Raw genomic sequence first — 18,358 nt, forward strand, 5'->3', positions numbered from 1 at the left:
CGGTTCTGGCGAAGTCGAGCCGATCAGTGGCGGAAGTGGCGCATCCCGGTGAACACCATTGCGAGGCCCGCCTCGTTCGCCGCCGCGATCACCTCATCGTCGCGGATCGAGCCGCCCGGCTGGATCACGCACGTCGCGCCCGCCTCGACCGCCGCGAGCAGGCCGTCGGCGAAGGGGAAGAAGGCATCGCTCGCCACCGCGCTGCCCACAGTGCGCGGGCTGGCCCAGCCGTGCGATTCTGCGGCTTCGCGCGCCTTCACCGCAGCGATGCGTGCGCTGTCGCGGCGGTTCATCTGCCCCGCGCCGATGCCCGCGGTCGATCCGCCCTTGGCGTAAACGATCGCGTTCGACTTCACATGCTTGGCGATCGTCCACGCGAAGAGCGCGTCGGCGAGTTCTTCTTCGGTGGGTTCGCGTTCGGTCACCAAATGAAGTTCGCTGCCGATGCTAACATCGCGCGAAACTCGGGGCAGACGTCCGGGAGGGCAAATACGCCCATTGTCGCGGCTCTGCGCGAGCCAGCCGCCCGCGATCGTCTTCATCATCAGCCCGCCGCGCGCCGGGTCGGGCAATTCGCCGGTCAGCAGCAGGCGGAGGTTCTTCTTCTTCGCAAACACCGCGCGCGCATCGGCATCGGCGTCGGGTGCGCAGACGACCTCGGTAAAGATGCCGCTGATCGCCTCGGCGGTCGGCCCGTCGAGTGGCCGGTTGACCGCGATGATGCCGCCGAATGCCGACACATCGTCGCATTTCAGCGCCGCGTCATAGGCTTCGGCGATCGTCGCGGCGGTCGCGACGCCGCACGGGTTGGCGTGCTTGACGATAACGCAGGTCGGGTCGGCCTCGCGGAATTCGGCGACCAGTTCGAGCGCGGCGTCGGCGTCGTTGATATTATTATAGCTGAGTTCCTTGCCCTGCACCTGTTCGGACTGCGCGATGCCGCGCGCCGCGGGGCCGACGGGCAGGTAGAGCGCCGCCTTCTGGTGCGGATTTTCGCCATAGCGCAGCTCGGCCGACAGCTTCGTCGTCAGCGGCAGCGTGTCGGGGAAGAATTTGCCCTGATCGGCAAAGGCGAACCATTGCGCGATCATGCCGTCATAGGTCGCGGTGTGCGCAAAGGCGGTCGCGGCGAGACGCTTGCGGAGGGTGAGGGTGGTTGCGCCGCCATTGGCGTCCATCTCTTCGATCAGCGCGGCATAATCCTCAGGCTCGGTGACGATGCCGACGAAGGCGTGGTTTTTCGCCGACGAGCGCACCATCGCGGGGCCGCCGATGTCGATATTCTCGATGATCGTGTCGCGGTCGGCGCCGCTCGTCACGGTCTGGAGGAAGGGGTAGAGGTTGACGACGACCAGGTCGATCGCGCCGATGCCATGTTCCTCCATCGACGCGACATGCGCCGCATCGTCGCGCACCGCGAGGATGCCGCCGTGGACCGTCGGGTGCAGCGTCTTGACGCGGCCGTCCATCATCTCTGGAAAGCCGGTGAGGTCCGATACGTCGAGGACATTGTGCCCCGCCTCGCGCAACGCCTTCGCGGTACCGCCGGTCGAGACCAGTTCGACGCCGTGGCGGACGAGCGCGGCGGCAAGCTCGGCGAGCCCCGCCTTGTCGCTGACGGACAGAAGAGCGCGGCGGACGGGAATCAGGTCGGTCATGGGGAGGGCCTCGGCTGGCGATGGGATGACGCGGCCCCCCTAGGCGCGCGCCGTCCGTATCGCAACCCTTGCGCCCGTTTTAGAGCCCCAGCGCCGCCGCAATCTGGTCCCAGCGCACCAGTTTGAAATTCTGCGCCTTGGGGGCGTTGTCGCCGTCCTGCGCGAGGAAGATGCCGTCGGGATAAGCGGGGCCGAAATTGCCGGCCACGGCTTCGATCCCGTCGGTCTCACTCGTCGCGCCGAACGCGCCCGCCGCAACGGCAAAGCGGCCGACATAGTCCATCGAAGGCAGACGGAAGACCGCATAGGCATTGTCGCCCTGGCTCGACACGAGCAGGTAGCGCTGGCCCTTGTGGTCGATCGTCGCAAGGCCTTCGACATCGGCGACGAGGCGCTGGTTGTCGACCGGCGCGACCATGGCCGCCGTGGCGCCCGCACCATTGCGTTCGAGTTTCCAGACGCCCGCATCTTCCTCGCCGACGTACAGCGTGTCGCCGTCGAAGACGCAGCCTTCGGACTGGGTCGGGATCTTATATTCCCATTCCATCGCAAAGCTCGGCGCCGCGCCGTCGGCGACGGTCAGCGTGCCGACGCGCACCGTTCCGTCCTTGACGATCAGCGCCGCGGTGATCGGCGCGCCCGGCGCGGTCTTCTTGAGGCACAGGCCATAAGCCTCGCCCGTGCCCGCTGCCGCGCGACCGAGCGCGACGATCGCGGGCTTGTCGGCATCGAGGCGGAACACCGCGAGATGCGCGTTCACCCCGTCGTTGCGATCGCTCGCGACGATGATATTGCCCGCGACATCGACATTGTTGACGAGGCCCGCCTGCGTGAACGCGATGTCCTTGCCCGTCAGATCATAGACATGCAGCCCCGCCTTTTTGTCGGTCGCGACGATCAGTGCGCGGTTCGGGTTGGCGGGATCGATCCAGATCGCCGGATCATCCGCGGCATCGGCGCGGCCGGTCCCGACGGGCGCGGTTTCGCCGTTCGCCGTAACCTGCACCGGGGGCAAGCCGGTGAACACCGGCTCGCCCCCGGCACAGCCGGTGGCGGTCGCGGCAAGCGCCGACACGGCGAGCCATTTCGAAATCCGTTTCATCATCTTCCCCCCGTCTGTCGTTACTCTTTCGCCGCGCTTATTTGCCTCGGGCGACGCAGCGCCCACCGTCGGGGCCGACGTCGCCCGAACAGCGCCGTGCGGCAATCGTCGGCTCGCTGATCTCGCTAAGCTTGTTGCCCTGCGCCGTCCGTTCAAGATCGAAGCCGTCGTAGAGCTTGCCCGATGCCGTAAACGTCCGGAACTTGATCCGCCGCGGTTCGACATCGACGATTTGATACAATTCAGTCGCCTCCGCGACCTTGTCGGGCTGCGTCGCCGAGCGGTCGTTGAGCGCGTACATTTTCGACCCCGTGACCGAGACCAGATAGACCGGACCCTGTAGCTTGCCGTCGGCGCGCGCCTTGGCGCCGGCCTCGCGGCCCGCTTCGGCGGTCAGGCGGCTGTAACAATGGTCGTGGCCTTGCAGCACCAGGTCGACCTTGCGCTTTTCGAACACCGGCTTCCACGCCGCCTTGATTTCCTTGGTGTCGTTCGGGCGCGCGCAGGTGAACACGGGCTGGTGGAACAGCACGACGTTCCAGTTCGCCTTTGACGACGCGAGCGTCGCGTCGAGCCAATCGGTCTGCGCCTTCATCGACCCGAGGTCGATCGCTGCGGTGCCGTCGAGAATGATGAAACGCACGCCCTGATAATCGGTGTAATAGGTCGTTACCTTGACCGGATCGGCGCCATTGGTCGGCAGCGCGAACTGCGCCGGCCAATAGGGACCGAGCTTGCGGCTTTCGGTGCCGTCGGGCTTCAATACATCGACATATTCATGGTTGCCCGTCGCGGGCACCTGCGGGACGATCGCATAATTATAGCCGCCCGCCTGATTCCACTCACCCCATTCGTCATCATGGTCGAGGTCGTCGCGCTGGGCGACAAGATCGCCGGCGTGGACAACCAGGCGGATATCGCCATTGGCGTGGAACGCTTGCCGGATCACGCGGCTGGCATAGGTCAATATGCCGTTCTGGATGTCGCCGAGATAGAGAAAGCGGAACGGCCTGGCTTCGGCGGCGGCGGTGCGGAACTGATACCATTCGCTCCAGCCCGCGGCGCCTTTGACGCGATAGGTGTAGACGGTGTCGGGCTGCAGATCGTTGAAACGGACCTGATGGTAGAGCGCGGGGCCATAGCTGCTGTCCACCGGCATCGTCTTTCCGGTCACGAGCCGGGCCTTTTCCTCAAGCGTCGGCCCGTCGACCGACACTGCCAACTGCGCTTCGGCCGTCGCCTGCGCGGTGTCGGTGCGAAACGCGACCGCCATGTCGCGCGCCGGATCGGCGCCGGGGGTCAGAACGATACGGTCGGGAAGATTCCGGGGCGCATAGGGAAGGCCTGCCGAACGGGAAATGGGGGCGCCATCCTCGGTCTGCGTGACGATCGGAAAGCCGGTCGTCACGGGATCGGCGGCGGCCGGAGCCGCTAAGACCGATAGTGCGGATCCAAGCGCCAGCGAAATCAACGGCTTCCCTTTGCGGATCATGGCGATGCGAACTCCCCTGTTCTCCAAGCGCGTGGGCGCATGGGCGCCGCGCCGTCCCAGCAAAGAGGCGCCGCGTCAATAGCACAATATTTCCGTCACTTAACTGTCAAAAAAGCGTCATCTCGTTCGCCGCAAACTGTCACATGCTCCCCCTAGAGGCCCGGCAACCACAAAGGGGGTCTGACGCCATGATTCGAATTTTCAGCCTGCATTCTGCCGCCGTTGCTGCGCTTGCCGCTGCGCTCGCCACTGCTCCTGCCGCCGCGCAGGAAGCGCCGATCCAGAACGCGGACGGCACGATTACCTCGGCGCAGGACATCGTGGTGCTCGGCAGCATCGGATATCGCAACCGCGGCGAAAATGAAGCAGAGCCCGTTCTTTCCTATGACAGCGAATTCTTCCAGCGCTTCGAACCGCTGACTGCCGGCGACGCGCTGAAGCGCGTGCCGTCGGTGACCTTCCTGTCCGACGTCATCGAAAGCGACGGCGCGCGGCTGCGCGGCCTGCCGCCGGGCTATACGCAGATCCTGATCAACGGCGAAAAGGTGCCGGGATCGAACGCCGACCGCAGTTTCTTCCTCGACCGCATCCCCGCCGAACTGATCGACCGCGTCGAAATCGTCCGCTCGTCGTCGGCGCGTCGCACCGGCGATGCGGTCGCGGGCACCCTCAACATCAAGCTGCGCGACGGTTACGAACTCGACGGCGGTTATCTGCGCGCGGGCGGCCTCTACTATGACGACAAGGAACTCGAACCCAGCATCGGCGGCGTGTTCGGCGGCGCGCTCGGGCCGGGCCGTTTCCTGATCGGGGGCAATTTTCAGGGCCGCCACAATCCGAAGAAGAAATATTCGCTGCGTTACAATGATTCGCCCGAAAACGATCCGAATTATGCCACGGATCCCGACGTTTTCGAAAATCGCGAAGACCAGACCGACACCCGCGACGGCAAGGATTATTCGTTCAACGCGACCTATGACATCAAGGGCGATACGACCGATTTCTCGGTCAACGGTTTCTACGTTCACACTGACCGTACCGAAACCGAGCGCAGCTTCGAATATAATCACCCGACCAACATCAACGGCCCGATCCGCGCAACGCCGCCGGGCAATCTGACCGTCGACAATGCCAATGTCGCCAAGATCAATCAGGACAATTACAGCGTCAACGGCAAGCTCGCGCATCGTTGGTCGCTGGGCGAAACCAGCCTGAAAATCGGCTACGCCTATTTCGACGAAAAGCAGTTCGAAACCGAATATGAGGTCGAATTCGACCGCGCGCTGCCGCGCTTCACCGGCGACCAGACGCGCACCGGCATCACCGACAAGGAGTTTTCGGTACGGCTGGAACATGAATTCCCGCTCGGCGAAAATACAAAGCTGCTTTTCGGCGGCCTGTGGCAGGACAAGGACCGTTCGACCTCGATCACCGAGGCGCCACGCGACCGCTACAATCTGACCGCTGCCAATCGCCAGGGCTATGACCAGTTCGCGCGCAATCCCACCGAGTTCATGCGCCCCTTCGGCGCGTTCGTTCCCGCGGTGGGCGGTATCAACACCATCGAGGAAAAGCGTCTCGACGGCTTTGTGCTGGCCGAGGGCGACATGCCCGGCGTGAAGTGGGAAGCGGGCGTGCGTTACGAAACGACCGACCTGACGATCGACGATCTGACCCCGCCCGCAACGCGCATCGACAATGATTACGAAAAATTGCTCCCCTCGGCTTCGGTGAAGATCGACGTCGGCGCGCGCGGCCGTATCACTGCCTCCGCCGCCCGGACCAGCCGCCGTCCCGAATTCAATTTCCTGTCGCCGGCGCAGCTCGATGCCGAACTTGGCGACAATGATTTGCTCGGCAACCCGCTGCTCGATCCCGAAACGGCCTGGGGCTTCGATCTGGGTTATGAACAAAAGCTCGGCCGGTCTGGCATTGCCGGCGTCAACGTCTTCTATCGCAAGGTGAACGACCTGATCGAACTCACCAACACCGGCGTCGAAGGGTCGGAAGGCGCGGGGACCTTCGTCTACCAGCCGCAGAATATCGGCGATGGCAAGGTGTGGGGCGTCGAATTTGACCTCTCGACCGACCTCGGTTTTGTCGGGCTGCCCGACACCGGCGTTTTCGGCAACATATCGTGGCTCGACAGCAAGATTATCGACGAGTTCGGCGAACGCCGCTTCAACGGCCAGAGCAAATATGTCTACAACTTCGGCGTGATCCAGGACATTCCGTCGGTCGGCGCAGCGTTCGGTGCGACCTATCGCAAACAGGGCGGCGCGTTCGACCGCACTGTCGGCGAGGAAGTCTTCACCGCCTATGGCGCCGACCTCGAAGTCTTCGTCGAAAAGCGGTTCGGCAAGAGCTTCACGATCCGCGCGGTGGGATCGAACCTGCTCAACGGCGCGAAGCGCGAAGCGTTCAACAAGTTTACCACGCGCAACGCGCAGCTTGGCCTCGAGGAGGATGGCACTCCGGCCGACGGGCGCCGTTTCGACGAATATGAACTCGAAAGCGAAAAGGCGGGCCCCGTCTTCCAGCTGATGGCGCGTTACGCCTTCTGACGCGCTGGCTTGCGGCGGCGGGCAGTCCCTTGCCCGTCGCCGTCAGCCGATATGTTTGAAGATCCAGCCGATGCTGGCGCCGCCCGCGGGCGCGATGCCGGTGACGACGAGCTGCTCGGTCGGGTGCGGACGGCCTTCACCATCGACCCACAGGCTCGGCTCGATGTCGAGCCCGCCTTCGGATGTGCGGAACTGCCAAAGCGGACCGCCGTTGATACGCAGCAGCGCCCCCAATTTGTCGGCCGTCAGGCTCGCCGAGATATGCGCGCCAAGGTGAAAGCGCAGCGTGAACCCCTTGTCGCCCTTGCGGCGTGTGCGCGGGGCGGGGAGCAGCAGATCCTCGCCGCGGAGCTCGCGCCCGTTCGGCGACAGGATCAGCAGGCGGCGGTGGATCAGCCCGTGGCGCCGCGCATAGCCGTCATGGCTCATCTCCAGCCGGCTGCCCTGCGGCGTCTCGCGCCGGTCGAGCTCGACCTCGGTCACGCCCTTGCCGAGCGAGCCGTTCGAAAGGATCGCGGTCGAATTGCTGTCGCCCAAGGTCAGCGTCGAATGCGCCGCAGTGGTACGCAGACCGCGGGCCAGGTCGGCAGGAATGGTCGCGCCGGTCAGCGCCGCGCCGCCGCAATTGACGACGATGCGTTCGGCACCATCGCTAAGCTCGAAGGCGAGCGTCGAGGCGCAGCCCGCCTCGGTCACGCGCGCGATCGGCGGCGGCGCCGCGTCGGCGAGCAGCACGACCTTGTTCGCGACCAGCCGCTGATACCCCCAGTCGCGCGCCTGCTTCAGCGGCCGCGTGCGCACGCCGCTGGCATCGACGATCGCCTGCACATAGGCTGCCGAGGTGGCGCCGCTGCCCTGCCAGCTGCCCATGCCGCCGTCGCTGTGGACGAGGCCGAGCAGCGCGGGGACCGCGCGCGCGAGCACTTCCTGAATGAAAGGCGGCACCTCCATGCGGCGCATGTCATAGATTTTCACGAGCATCGACAGCGCCATGACCGCGTCGAGCTGCGCTTGCGGCGAACGCGAGATATTACCGCCGTCGGCGTAGAAGCTGGTCTCTAACACCTTGCGCAGGCCCGCCTCGCCGAACACCTGCCGCGGTTCGCCGCCGGGCATCAGCAACGAGGCCGCGACGATGCCCACCCATGCGACCATCTGGCCGGTCCCGGGGCGTGTCTTGTCGGCAACGCGGTCGAGGTGACGCGCCGCGCGCGCGAGATGGTTGAGCACCGCCGAACGATAGACAAGGTCGCTCGACGACAGGATCAGCGGCGCGTGGCTCGCCCAGAACAGGATGCGCCAGGCCGTATTGTCGGCCTTCCACGCGGGTTCGCCGACGGCCTCGCCATGCGTGCCGAGCCAGTGGCGCACGACCGCCTCGGCAATCGGGGCGCCGTCGGCGCGCGAACCGGTCGCGGCCAGATCGCGCAGCCAGGCAAAGCTGTGGAGATAATCGGCAAAGGTCGGCGCGACGTCCAGCGTCGCGAAATTAAGCTCGCCGAGCGGCAGTTTGAGCCCGCGATGCAGGAAATGGCCCGCGCGGATCGCCGTTCCTGCGCGCGCGTCGCCCGGAACCGGGTCCACCGGCACCCCGAGCAGCTTGAGCGGAAAACGCCCCTTCAGGCGGAGCGCGTGGAGCGGGGTGCGCCAGGTCAGGCGCGTGATCGCATTGGCAACGCGGTCGCCGAGCGACAGCCCCTTGTCGGCGGGAAGGCGGATCAGCCGTTTGCCGGGCTCGATCGTGTCGTCGAGCGGCGGCGCTTCGTCACCGAGGTCGAGCGGTGGATCGGCAGGGGCAGCGGTCAACGGTCTCCCCTCCATCGATCAGGCGCCGCGCAGCCGCCGGATATTGTCGGCATAGGCGTCCGGACCGCCCTTGAAGGTGGCGGTCCCCGCCACGAGCACGTCGGCGCCCGCGGCGATCGCCAGCGGGGCGGTGCCCGCATCGATCCCGCCATCGACCTCCAGCCTGATATCGCGGCCGGTCTTGTCGATCATCTTGCGCACCGCCTCGATCTTGCGCAGCTGGCTCGAAATAAAGCTCTGCCCGCCGAACCCCGGATTGACGCTCATGATCAGCACGAGGTCGATGTCGTCGATCAGATAATCGAGCATCTTTGCCGGCGTCGCGGGGTTGAGCGACACACCCGCCTGCTTGCCCAGCGACTTGATGTGCTGGACGGTGCGGTGGATGTGCGGCCCGGCTTCGGGATGGACGGTGATGATGTCGGCGCCCGCTTCGGCAAAGGCGTCGAGGAAATGGTCGACCGGGCTGATCATCAGATGGACGTCGAAGGGCAAAGTCGAATGCGGGCGGAGCGCTTTCACCACGGCCGGGCCGATCGTCAAATTGGGCACATAATGGCCGTCCATGACGTCGATATGGACCCAGTCGGCGCCCGCCGTCTCGATCGCGCGCACCTCTTCGCCCAGCCGCGCGAAATCGGCGCTGAGGATCGAAGGGGCAATACGGACGGGGGTGGTGGAGCCGGTCATGACCACCGGCCTTAACCATCAAGCGAGTCGGGGGCAAGCGGGGCGGCGGCGCTATCGACCGCTATCCTCAAATAATGTCGCATGGCGCCTATCGCCAGCGCCATCCGCCGTCGGTCTTGGCGCGATAGATCGGCATCGGCGCGAGCCCCGCCAGCACGACCGCGATCGTCATCAATACCGGCCGGCCCTGCAACGCCACCGCCAGCCCGGCAATCATCGCGACATGGAGCGCGAGGAAGAACCAGCCTTCCCAAACGATGGGCAGGCCGGTGCCATATCCCCGGCTTTTGGCGCGAAACCACGGGCCCTTGCGCATGAACAGGTGCAGCATATCAGCTCTCCTCTTTTGGCGGCCGGCCGCGCCTGGGGGCTTCCGACTGCTTGACGCTCATCCCGCGCCGGCCCAGCGCCTCGCGCAGCAATATCTCGATTTCGGCATTGGCACTGCGCAGTTCGGCCGCCGCCAACCGCTCGATCGCCGCATACAGCGCGGGATCGAGACGGAGGGCAAAGGCCTTTTTGGACGACGCAGTCACCGGGCGAACTCAGTAAAGCGAACCGGCGTTCACCACCGGCTGCGTGTCGCGTTCGCCGCACAGCACGACCATCAGGTTCGACACCATCGCCGCCTTGCGTTCGTCGTCGAGCTCGACGACGCCCTTTTCGGACAGCAGGTTCAGTGCCATTTCGACCATCGTCACCGCGCCCTCGACCAGCTTCTTGCGCGCCGAAATCACCGCCTCGGCCTGCTGGCGGCGCAGCATCGCACCCGCGATTTCCTGCGCATAGGCCAGATGGGTCAGCCCGCATTCGTCGACGGTGATCCCCGCGACGCTCAACCGCTCGATCAGCGCCTTGCGCAACTCGACCCCGACCTCGTCATGATTGCCGCGCAGCGTGACTTCCTGATGCTCGATATCGTCATAGGGATAGCGCGATCCGATCGAGCGCACCGCCGCCTCGATCTGCGCCATCACGAATTCCTTGTAATCGTCGACGTCGAACAAAGCCTGCGCGGTGTCGGTGACGCGCCACACCACCTGCGCCGCCATCTCGATCGGGTTGCCGCGCAGGTCGTTGACCTTGATCTTGTCCGAAATCACATTGTTCGCGCGCACCGCGATCTTCTTGCGCGTCAGCCAGGGCAGCACCCAGCGCAGCCCTTCCTCGCGATCGGTGCCCCTATACGCGCCGAACAGCTGGATTGCCGCCGCTTCATTGGGGTTGATCAGGTAAAAGCCGCAGAGGATGATCGTGCCGATCACTGCAGACGCGGCGACGATCGCCCATTTCCACGCGACCTGAAATTCGGCTGCGGCATTGCTGATCCCCGCCCACGCGGCGATGCCCAGCAGTACCACCCAGATCAGCAGCATCAGATAACCGCTTTGCGTCATCGCCCGCGTTTCGCGGCTGCGGTTCAGCGCCGGTGTTGTTCCCTCGACCATTTTGCCCTCCGAATCATTCGATATAAAGATGATATCATATTTATATCGAATTTGGCGACGGTCAACCGGATTCGGATGGATAGGCGCTGGGTCTGCTTTGGGGTGGAAAGCGGACGTCAGCGGATTGGAGAAGCGTAGCCAGTGATGCGGGTGCGACCCTCTGATATTCCAACGGGAAACTTGCCGACTTCTTCAAGGATGCCTCTAAGGTCTGCCGGTAATTCCAGCCATTCGATTGCTCTAAGTTCCGTGGGGCCAAATTCTATCGTGTCCATATATGGCCAAGGACAACGAAGGTCTGGCGGAAAGTTCATCTGGCGGGGAGCTACGTCAACAAACTTGACGACCATTTTGTCTATCTCGGGCCGTGCTCGCGCTACAGTTGCAAATAGCTTTCGCCACTTCGTATCCGACATAAACGCTGCAGAAAACCTTGATCGCGCTAGGCGGCCTTCTGCTCTTGGATCGTGCACCGACATGATCTTCATATGCACGCGGAAACGAACGTCCGCAATCGGTCGTTTCCGGTCATAATAACGAGATTGGAGCGGAGCGACCGAAACGGGGTGGGAAGCGGACCTTTTCATCCTCCCTGTCGCGCAGCGATGGGGAGGGGGACCGTCCGCGAAGCGGATGGTGGAGGGGCGGCAACGTCGGCTCCATCGCCCCTCCGTCAGCGCTTCGCGCTGCCACCTCCCCATGGCTTCGCCACAGGGAGGATTGAACTCCACAATCGGTCGTAAGGTGACGATCACCGGAGGGCCGATGGCACAAACAAAGGGGGCGAAATCGCCCCCTTTGCCTCCCCGGTCTCAATAATCCTATTCGGTCGGAAAACCGCGTTTTTTCAGCAGCGCCTTCACATCGGGGTCACGCCCGCGGAAGGCGCGATAGGCCTCGGCGCGGTCGGTTTCGTTGCCGGTCATCAACAGGATTGTGCGGAACTTGTCGGCGACGGTTCTGTCCCACGGGCCGCCGGCTTCGGTGAACGCCGCCCAGGTGTCGGCGTCCATCGTTTCGGACCACAGATAGCTGTAATAGCCCGCCGAATAGGCGTCGCTGCTGAACAGATGGCCGAACTGCGGCAGGCGGTGGCGCATGACGATTTCCTTCGGCATGCCCATTTCGGCCAGCGTTTCGCGCTCGAACTTGTCGACGTCGGTCACCGGGACCTTGCGATCGTGGATCTTCATGTCGACGATCGCGCTCGAAAGATACTCGACCGTTTCGAAGCCCTGATTGAACTTGTTCGACGCGAGGATCTTGTCGACCAGCGCCTGCGGCATCGGTTCGCCCGTCTTGTAGTGCGTCGCATATTTCGACAGCACTTCGGGGGTCATCAGCCAATTCTCGTTCACCTGGCTCGGGAACTCGACGAAATCGCGCGGCACCCCGGCGAGCGCGGGATAGTTGATGTGCTGCAGCAGGTAATGGATGCCGTGGCCGAATTCGTGGAACAAGGTCGTCGCATCGTCGAGGCTGATCAGCGTCGGCTCGCCCTTCGCACCTTCGGTGAAGTTGTTGTTGTTCGACGCGAGGACATTGCGTTCGCCGCCCAGCGTCTGCTGGCTGCGATAGGTCGTCATCCACGCGCCCGACCGCTTCCCGTCGCGCGCGAAATTGTCGAGATAGATCAATCCGACATTCTCGTTCGTCTTGAGGTTATAAACCTCGAAGGTTTTGACCTTGGGGTCGAAAACCGGGACGGTGCCGGTGTTTTCGCGGAAGCCGAGGTCATAGAGCTGCCCCGCCGACCAGAACATCGCCTGCGTCAGCTTGTCGAGCTGAAGGTACGGCTTCACTTCGCTTTCATCGAGGTCGTATTTCGCCTTGCGGACCTTTTCCGAATAGAAACGATAGTCCCACGGCTCGATCGTCAGCTTCGGACCCTTGCCCGCCTTGGCGTCGGCGTCGGCGATCGCCTGCATGTCGGCGACCTCTTCCTTCACGCGCGCGACGGCGGCGGGCCAGACCTTCATCATCAGGCCCATCGCATTCCCGGGGGTCTTGGCCATCGTGTCGGCCATGCGATAATTGGCGTGCGTCGCAAAGCCGAGCAGTTCGGCGCGCTGCTGCCGCAGCTTCAGGATTTCGGCGATCGTCTGGTTCGTGTCGTTGACATTGCCATTGTCGCCGCGGCTGACGAACGCCTTCCAGACCTTTTCGCGAAGGGCGCGGTTGGTGGCGTTCTGCAACACCGGCTGCGCCGAAGAGCGGGTGTTCTTGATCGCCCATTGGCCGGGCTTGCCATTCGCTTCGGCGGCCGAGGCGAGCGAAGCGACAAAGCTGGGTTCGAGGCCCGCAAGTTCGGCCTTGTCGGTGACGAAGGTATAGAGCTTTTCGTCGCCGAGCAGCTTCGACGAGAAGCTCGAGAACAGGCCTTCAAGCTTGGCGTTCATCGCGACCAGCTTCGCCTTGTTTTCGGGCGACAGGTTGGCACCATCGCGCACCATCTCGTCATAGCTGCGCTCGACGATGCGGATCTGCTGCGCGTTGAGACCGCTGTTGTTCCGCTTGTCGTACACCGCCTTGTAGCGCGCGAAGAGCTTCGGCTCGAGGAACAGCTCGGTATAGAAGGTGGAGATTTTGGGGCTCCACTCGGCGTCGATCGCCTCGACGCGGTCGTTCGACTTGTTCGACGACTGCACGCCCCACAGCGCGAACAGCCGGTCGGCGGTGTCGCCCGCCAGCATCATCGGGACATGCGTGTTTTCAAAGGTTGGCGCTTCGGGATTGTCGATCACCGCCTGCACCTGCGCCCTGGTCTCGGCCATCGCCTTGGCAAAGGCGTCGGGGAACAGCTCGGGGTCCATCTTGTCCCACGGCGGCACCCCTTCGAACGGGCCGGTCCAGGGCGCGAGCATCGGGTTTTCGCCCGCGGGGGCGGTCGTTGCCGGTGTGGCGGCGGCGGTCGGTTCGGCGGCGGTTGCGGTCATCTGGCTATAACCCACAGTCATGGCAGTGGATGCAAGCAGGATCGACAAACGGCGGGCAAAAGGGTGCGCGGTGCGCGACATCGGTAAATCTCCCGGGGAATAAGGTTTCGAACGAAACCATGTCTGGCCCGTCTTAACCTTATATGACAGCGGGGTGCAAGCGTGGGCGGGGGCAATCAATCCTCCCTGCGGCGCAGCCGTGGGGACCGGGACCGCCGCGAAGCGGTGGTGGAGGGGCCGCAACGTCGCGTCATAGCCCCTCCGTCAGTGCTGCGCGCTGCCACCTCCCCATCGCTGCGCGACAGGGAGGATTGCACTCAGCCTTCGAATACCGGCTGCGGCAATCCGGGCGTATCGACACGGAAAGTGAAAACTCCGCCCGCGTGCGGTTGCGCCTCACGCTCCTCGTCGGTCAAATTCTTGCCCGCGCTGGTGACGAAGGCGGTCTGGAGGTCAGCGCCGCCAAAGGCGATCATCGTCGGGCGCTGGACGGGCAGTTCGACGGTCTGGAGCAGTTCGCCCGCGGGCGACAGGCGCACGACGCGCCAGCCGTCCCACAGCGCCGACCAGTAACATCCCTCGGCATCGACTGCGGCGCCGTCGGGGCGGCCGTTGCCGAACGCGAACTGGTGAAAGATGCGGCCGTTGGCGAGCGTGCCGGCGGCCAGATCGACGTCAAAGGCGCGGATTGCGTGGGTGGGCGTGTCGGCGTGGTAAAAGGTCCGCCCGTCGGGGCTGAACGCCGCACCGTTGCTGGTGGTGATCCCACCGAAAACTTCGCTCAGCGACCCATCTCGATCGAGCCGGTAGAGCGTCGCGGTCGGATTTGCCTTGTCGCTTGTCAGGCTGCCGACCCACAGGCGCCCCGCCGTATCGACACGGCCGTCGTTGAAGCGCTGCTCGGGCTTGTCGGCCAGAACCGCAGGACCGAAGGCGCGCGGCGCGGCGCCCCAGCCGTCGATCAGCGCACAGCCATTTTCGAGCGCCGCGACGAGTCCGCCACCCGCGCGCGGTGCGATACAACCGACCTGCTCGGCAACTTCCATCACCTCGTCGGCGCCGGTGGCGGGATCGGTGCGATGGATTTTCCGGCCCTCGATGTCGACCCAATAGAGGCGGGCTTCGGCAGCGTGCCAGAAGGGCGATTCGCCGAGCAGCGCGCGGGCGTCGAGGAGCAGTTGGACCATGGAAAGGTCTTAGCGCGGGGCGTGCGCGCTGCCCAGCGGCTGCAAACCTATTCGTCGTGACGCTCCCCGGCGCAGGTTTGCCCCACCTTCGCCGCCGTAGCGGCATTTCTACTTGACGTGCACGTAAACGTAAGGTCAGGTAGGCGCCAAGGGCCGCGCGCTGCGTGGCACCTTCGCAAACATCCGCGCCCGGCCGGCGCACCGGGAAAGGAAAGACCATGTCGCTCGATAATCTGTCGCGCTCCGCTTATTCCGAAGACCATGAGGCCTTCCGCGCCACGGTCCGCCAGTTCCTCGAAAAGGAAATCGCGCCGAACGCCGCGCAATGGGCCGAGGACGGCATCGTGCCCAAGGATATCTGGCCGAAGGCGGGCGAGCTTGGCATGCTGTGCCCGACGGTTCCCGAGGAATATGGCGGGCTCGGCCTCGATTTCGGTTATAACGCGATCGTTGATGAAGAGAGCGCCTATTATGGCCGCGCGACGACCGGCTTTTCGCTCCAGTCGGACATCGTCACCAGCTATATCGTCAAATATGGCAGCGAAGAGCAGAAGAAGCACTGGCTGCCCAAGATGGTCGCGGGCGAGGTGATCACGGCGATCGCGATGACCGAACCCGGCACCGGCAGCGACCTTCAGGGTATGCGCACGACCGCGAAGAAGGATGGCAATCACTATGTCATCAACGGGTCGAAAACCTACATCACCAACGGTCAGAACGCCGACCTGATCCTCGTCTGCGTCAAGACCGACACCGAGGTCCAGCCGGCGTGGAAGGGCGTGTCGATCGTCCTCGTTGAGGCTGACCGCGAAGGCTATGAGCGCGGTCGCAATCTCGACAAGATCGGGCAGGACGAGGCCGACACGTCGGAGATGTTCTTCAACGACGTCCGCGTGCCGATCACCAACTGCCTTGGCGAAGAGGGCAAGGGCTTCATCTATCTGATGAGCGAGCTGCCGCAGGAACGCCTCTCGATCGCAGTGTCGGCGCAGGCATCGGCGCAGCGCGCGTTCGACGACACCGTCGAATTCACCCGCGACCGCAAGGCGTTCGGCAAGCCGATCCTCGATTTCCAGAATACGCGCTTCGTGCTCGCCGACCTCAAGACCAAGCTCCAGGTCGGCTGGGCGCATCTCGACTGGGCGCTGGCGCGTCATCTGAAGAAAGAACTGACCCCCGAGGAAGGCGCCGGAGCGAAGCTCTGGCACACCGAACTTCAGTGGGAAGTGATGGACAAATGCCTCCAGCTTCACGGCGGCGCGGGCTATATGAACGAATATCCGATCGCCCGCGCCTGGCGCGCCGCGCGCGTCACCCGCATCTTTGGCGGCACGAATGAAATCATGAAGGAATTGATCGGGCGCAAGCTTTGATCGTTTGAAATCGCAGGAAAGGAATTCTCCCATGGCTACTGCTTATATCGTCGACGCCGTCCGCACAGCGGGCGGCAAGCGCGGCGGCCGGCTCGCTGGCGTGCACCCCGTCGACCTTGGCGCCGCGGTGTTCGACGCGATCGCCGATCGCAACGACTTCGATACCAAGGCGATCGACGACGTCATCACCGGCTGCGTGTCGCAGGGCGGACAACAGACGATGGACGTCGGCCGCAATGCGGTGCTCGCCTCGAAACTGCCCGACTCGATCCCCGCGGTGACGATCGACCGCCAGTGCGGATCGTCGCAGCAGGCGATCCAGTTCGCCGCGCAGGCGGTGATGTCGGGAACGCAGGACATCGTGCTTGCGAGTGGCATCGAAAGCATGACGCGCGTGCCGATGGGCAGCGTTGCGACCCTGTTCATGAAGGAAGGGCTCGGCCATTATAAGTCCGAGCGGCTCGAGGAAAAATATCCCGGCATCATGTTCAGCCAGTTCATGGGCGCGGAAATGATCGTCAAAAAATACGGCCTGACCAAGGACGATCTCGACGCCTATGCGCTCGAAAGCCATCGCCGCGGCAAGGCCGCGACCGAGGCCGGCCATTTCAAGCGCGAGATCGTCGGGCTCGAGATCGACACGCCCGACGGCCGGCAGACGCATCTTATCGACGAGGGCATCCGCTTCGATGCAACGCTCGAAGGCATTGCCGGGGTCAAGATTCTGCAGGAAGGCGGCTCGATCACCGCAGCGACCAGCTCGCAGATCTGCGACGGCGCTTCGGCCGCGCTTGTCGTGTCCGAACAGGCGCTCAAGGACCATAATCTGACCCCGCGCGCGCGCATCCACCATATTTCGGTGACCGCGGGCGACCCGATCATCATGCTCGAAGAGCCGCTGTTTGCGACCGAGCGCGCGCTCAAGAAAGCGGGCATGAAGATCGGCGATATCGATGCCTATGAGGTCAACGAGGCGTTCGCGCCTGTGCCGCTGGCGTGGCTGCAATATCTGGGCGCTGACCATGGCCGGCTTAACCAGCACGGCGGCGCGATCGCGCTCGGCCACCCGCTCGGCGCCTCGGGCACCAAGCTCATGGCCACCTTGCTCGGCGTGCTCGACGCGACCGGCGGCAAATATGGCCTGCAGACGATGTGCGAAGGCGGCGGTCAGGCCAACGTCACGATCATCGAACGGCTTTGACAAAATCTCCCCTCCCGTTTGCGGGAGGGGTCAGGGGGACGGCCTGTCGGCTATCGGCCCCCTTAACATGCCCCACCCAAACCCTCCCCTCCAGGGGAGGGCTTCAAGGAGACCAATATGAAACTCGATTCCACCGTATCCGCCGTCGTCACCGGCGGCGCCTCGGGCCTCGGTGCCGCCACCGCGCGCGCGCTCGCAGCCAAGGGTGTGAAGGTCGCAATTTTCGACCTGCAGGAAGAAAAGGGCACCGCGCTCGCGGCTGAACTCGGCGGCGTTTTCTGCGAAGTGAATGTCACCGACGATGCCAGCGTCGACGCCGGTTTCGCCAAAGCGCGCGAAGCGCATGGTCAGGAACGCATCCTCGTTAATTGCGCGGGCACCGGCAATGCGATCAAGACCGCGAGCCGCTCGAAGGAAGACGGCAGCATCAAGCATTTCCCGCTCGATGCCTTCAACTGGCTGATCCAGATCAATCTCGTCGGCACTTTCCGCTGCATCGCCAAGTCGGCGGCGGGCATGATGACGCTCGACCCGATGGAAGACGGCGAGCGCGGCGCGATCGTCAACACCGCATCGGTTGCGGCCGAGGACGGCCAGATCGGGCAGGCGGCCTATTCGGCGTCAAAGGGCGGCGTCGTCGGCATGACCCTCCCGATCGCGCGCGATCTCGGCAACGAGAATATCCGCGTCAACACGATCCTGCCAGGCATCTTCGACACCCCGTTGCTCGCGGGCGCGCCGCAGCCGGTGCGCGATGCTTTGGGCGCGTCGGTGCTCAACCCGAAGCGCCTCGGCGTACCCGCAGAATACGCCAATCTCGCGATGTGCATGATCGAGAATGGCTATTTCAACGGCGAGGACGTCCGCCTCGACGGCGGCATCCGTATGGCGCCGCGCTGAT

The 18,358-nt window shown here is 64.2% G+C and carries 14 protein-coding genes; 4 read left to right on the forward strand and 10 right to left on the reverse strand.

Annotated elements, in window-relative coordinates; genetic code table 11:
* Positions 1-23: 23 nt before the first annotated feature.
* From purH to AC3A43_RS10755, 3 genes are all read right to left on the reverse strand, one after another.
* Positions 24-1,658, reverse strand: coding sequence for a bifunctional phosphoribosylaminoimidazolecarboxamide formyltransferase/IMP cyclohydrolase (gene purH, locus AC3A43_RS10745; RefSeq protein WP_487792526.1), 1,635 nt, complete (start codon positions 1,656-1,658; stop codon positions 24-26).
* Positions 1,659-1,737: 79 nt separating this feature from the next.
* On the reverse strand, positions 1,738-2,760 hold the full coding sequence (locus AC3A43_RS10750; RefSeq protein WP_487793038.1) for a phytase: 1,023 nt from the start codon (positions 2,758-2,760) through the stop codon (positions 1,738-1,740).
* A 37-nt stretch (positions 2,761-2,797) separates the two neighbouring features.
* Positions 2,798-4,252 carry a purple acid phosphatase family protein gene (locus tag AC3A43_RS10755; RefSeq protein ID WP_487792527.1) on the reverse strand — a complete coding sequence of 485 codons (1,455 nt, stop codon included), beginning with the start codon at positions 4,250-4,252 and terminating at the stop codon, positions 2,798-2,800.
* 188 nt (positions 4,253-4,440) lie between these two features.
* Here AC3A43_RS10755 and AC3A43_RS10760 point away from each other — a divergent pair, with 188 nt between their 5' ends.
* The gene (locus AC3A43_RS10760) at positions 4,441-6,816 is read left to right on the forward strand and encodes a TonB-dependent receptor plug domain-containing protein (protein ID WP_487792528.1); all 2,376 of its coding nucleotides are present in this window, start codon (positions 4,441-4,443) and stop codon (positions 6,814-6,816) included.
* Between the two features lie 42 nt (positions 6,817-6,858).
* Here AC3A43_RS10760 and AC3A43_RS10765 read toward each other — a convergent pair whose 3' ends face one another.
* The 7 genes from AC3A43_RS10765 to AC3A43_RS10795 all read right to left on the reverse strand — a co-directional run bounded on the left by AC3A43_RS10765 (position 6,859) and on the right by AC3A43_RS10795 (position 14,883).
* The gene (locus AC3A43_RS10765; protein ID WP_487792529.1) at positions 6,859-8,637 is read right to left on the reverse strand and encodes a heparinase II/III family protein; all 1,779 of its coding nucleotides are present in this window, start codon (positions 8,635-8,637) and stop codon (positions 6,859-6,861) included.
* A gap of 3 nt (positions 8,638-8,640) precedes the next feature.
* Positions 8,641-9,312: a ribulose-phosphate 3-epimerase gene (rpe, locus tag AC3A43_RS10770; protein WP_487792530.1), complete on the reverse strand. Its 672-nt coding sequence runs from the start codon at positions 9,310-9,312 to the stop codon at positions 8,641-8,643.
* An 88-nt stretch (positions 9,313-9,400) separates the two neighbouring features.
* Positions 9,401-9,643 (reverse strand): hypothetical protein, encoded by a 243-nt coding sequence (locus AC3A43_RS10775; RefSeq protein ID WP_487792531.1) that lies wholly within the window; start codon positions 9,641-9,643, stop codon positions 9,401-9,403.
* A 1-nt stretch (position 9,644) separates the two neighbouring features.
* Positions 9,645-9,848: a type II toxin-antitoxin system antitoxin gene (locus AC3A43_RS10780; protein WP_487792532.1), complete on the reverse strand. Its 204-nt coding sequence runs from the start codon at positions 9,846-9,848 to the stop codon at positions 9,645-9,647.
* A 9-nt stretch (positions 9,849-9,857) separates the two neighbouring features.
* Entirely contained in the window at positions 9,858-10,760 is a 903-nt protein-coding gene (locus AC3A43_RS10785; RefSeq protein ID WP_487792533.1) for an SPFH domain-containing protein, read from the reverse strand.
* Between the two features lie 821 nt (positions 10,761-11,581).
* Positions 11,582-13,717 carry a M3 family metallopeptidase gene (locus AC3A43_RS10790; RefSeq protein WP_487792534.1) on the reverse strand — a complete coding sequence of 712 codons (2,136 nt, stop codon included), beginning with the start codon at positions 13,715-13,717 and terminating at the stop codon, positions 11,582-11,584.
* A 296-nt stretch (positions 13,718-14,013) separates the two neighbouring features.
* The gene (locus tag AC3A43_RS10795; protein ID WP_487792535.1) at positions 14,014-14,883 is read right to left on the reverse strand and encodes an SMP-30/gluconolactonase/LRE family protein; all 870 of its coding nucleotides are present in this window, start codon (positions 14,881-14,883) and stop codon (positions 14,014-14,016) included.
* A 218-nt stretch (positions 14,884-15,101) separates the two neighbouring features.
* Here AC3A43_RS10795 and AC3A43_RS10800 point away from each other — a divergent pair, with 218 nt between their 5' ends.
* The 3 genes from AC3A43_RS10800 (at position 15,102) to AC3A43_RS10810 (ending at position 18,357) form a co-directional block, all read left to right on the forward strand.
* Complete coding sequence (locus AC3A43_RS10800) at positions 15,102-16,256, forward strand: acyl-CoA dehydrogenase family protein (RefSeq protein ID WP_487792536.1); 1,155 nt, start codon at positions 15,102-15,104, stop codon at positions 16,254-16,256.
* 31 nt (positions 16,257-16,287) lie between these two features.
* Positions 16,288-17,457: an acetyl-CoA C-acetyltransferase gene (locus tag AC3A43_RS10805; RefSeq protein ID WP_487792537.1), complete on the forward strand. Its 1,170-nt coding sequence runs from the start codon at positions 16,288-16,290 to the stop codon at positions 17,455-17,457.
* Positions 17,458-17,574: 117 nt separating this feature from the next.
* Complete coding sequence (locus AC3A43_RS10810) at positions 17,575-18,357, forward strand: SDR family NAD(P)-dependent oxidoreductase (protein ID WP_487792538.1); 783 nt, start codon at positions 17,575-17,577, stop codon at positions 18,355-18,357.
* The last annotated feature ends 1 nt before the right edge of the window (position 18,358 follow it).

This window comes from Sphingopyxis sp. Soil_C_28 (assembly GCF_057657055.1).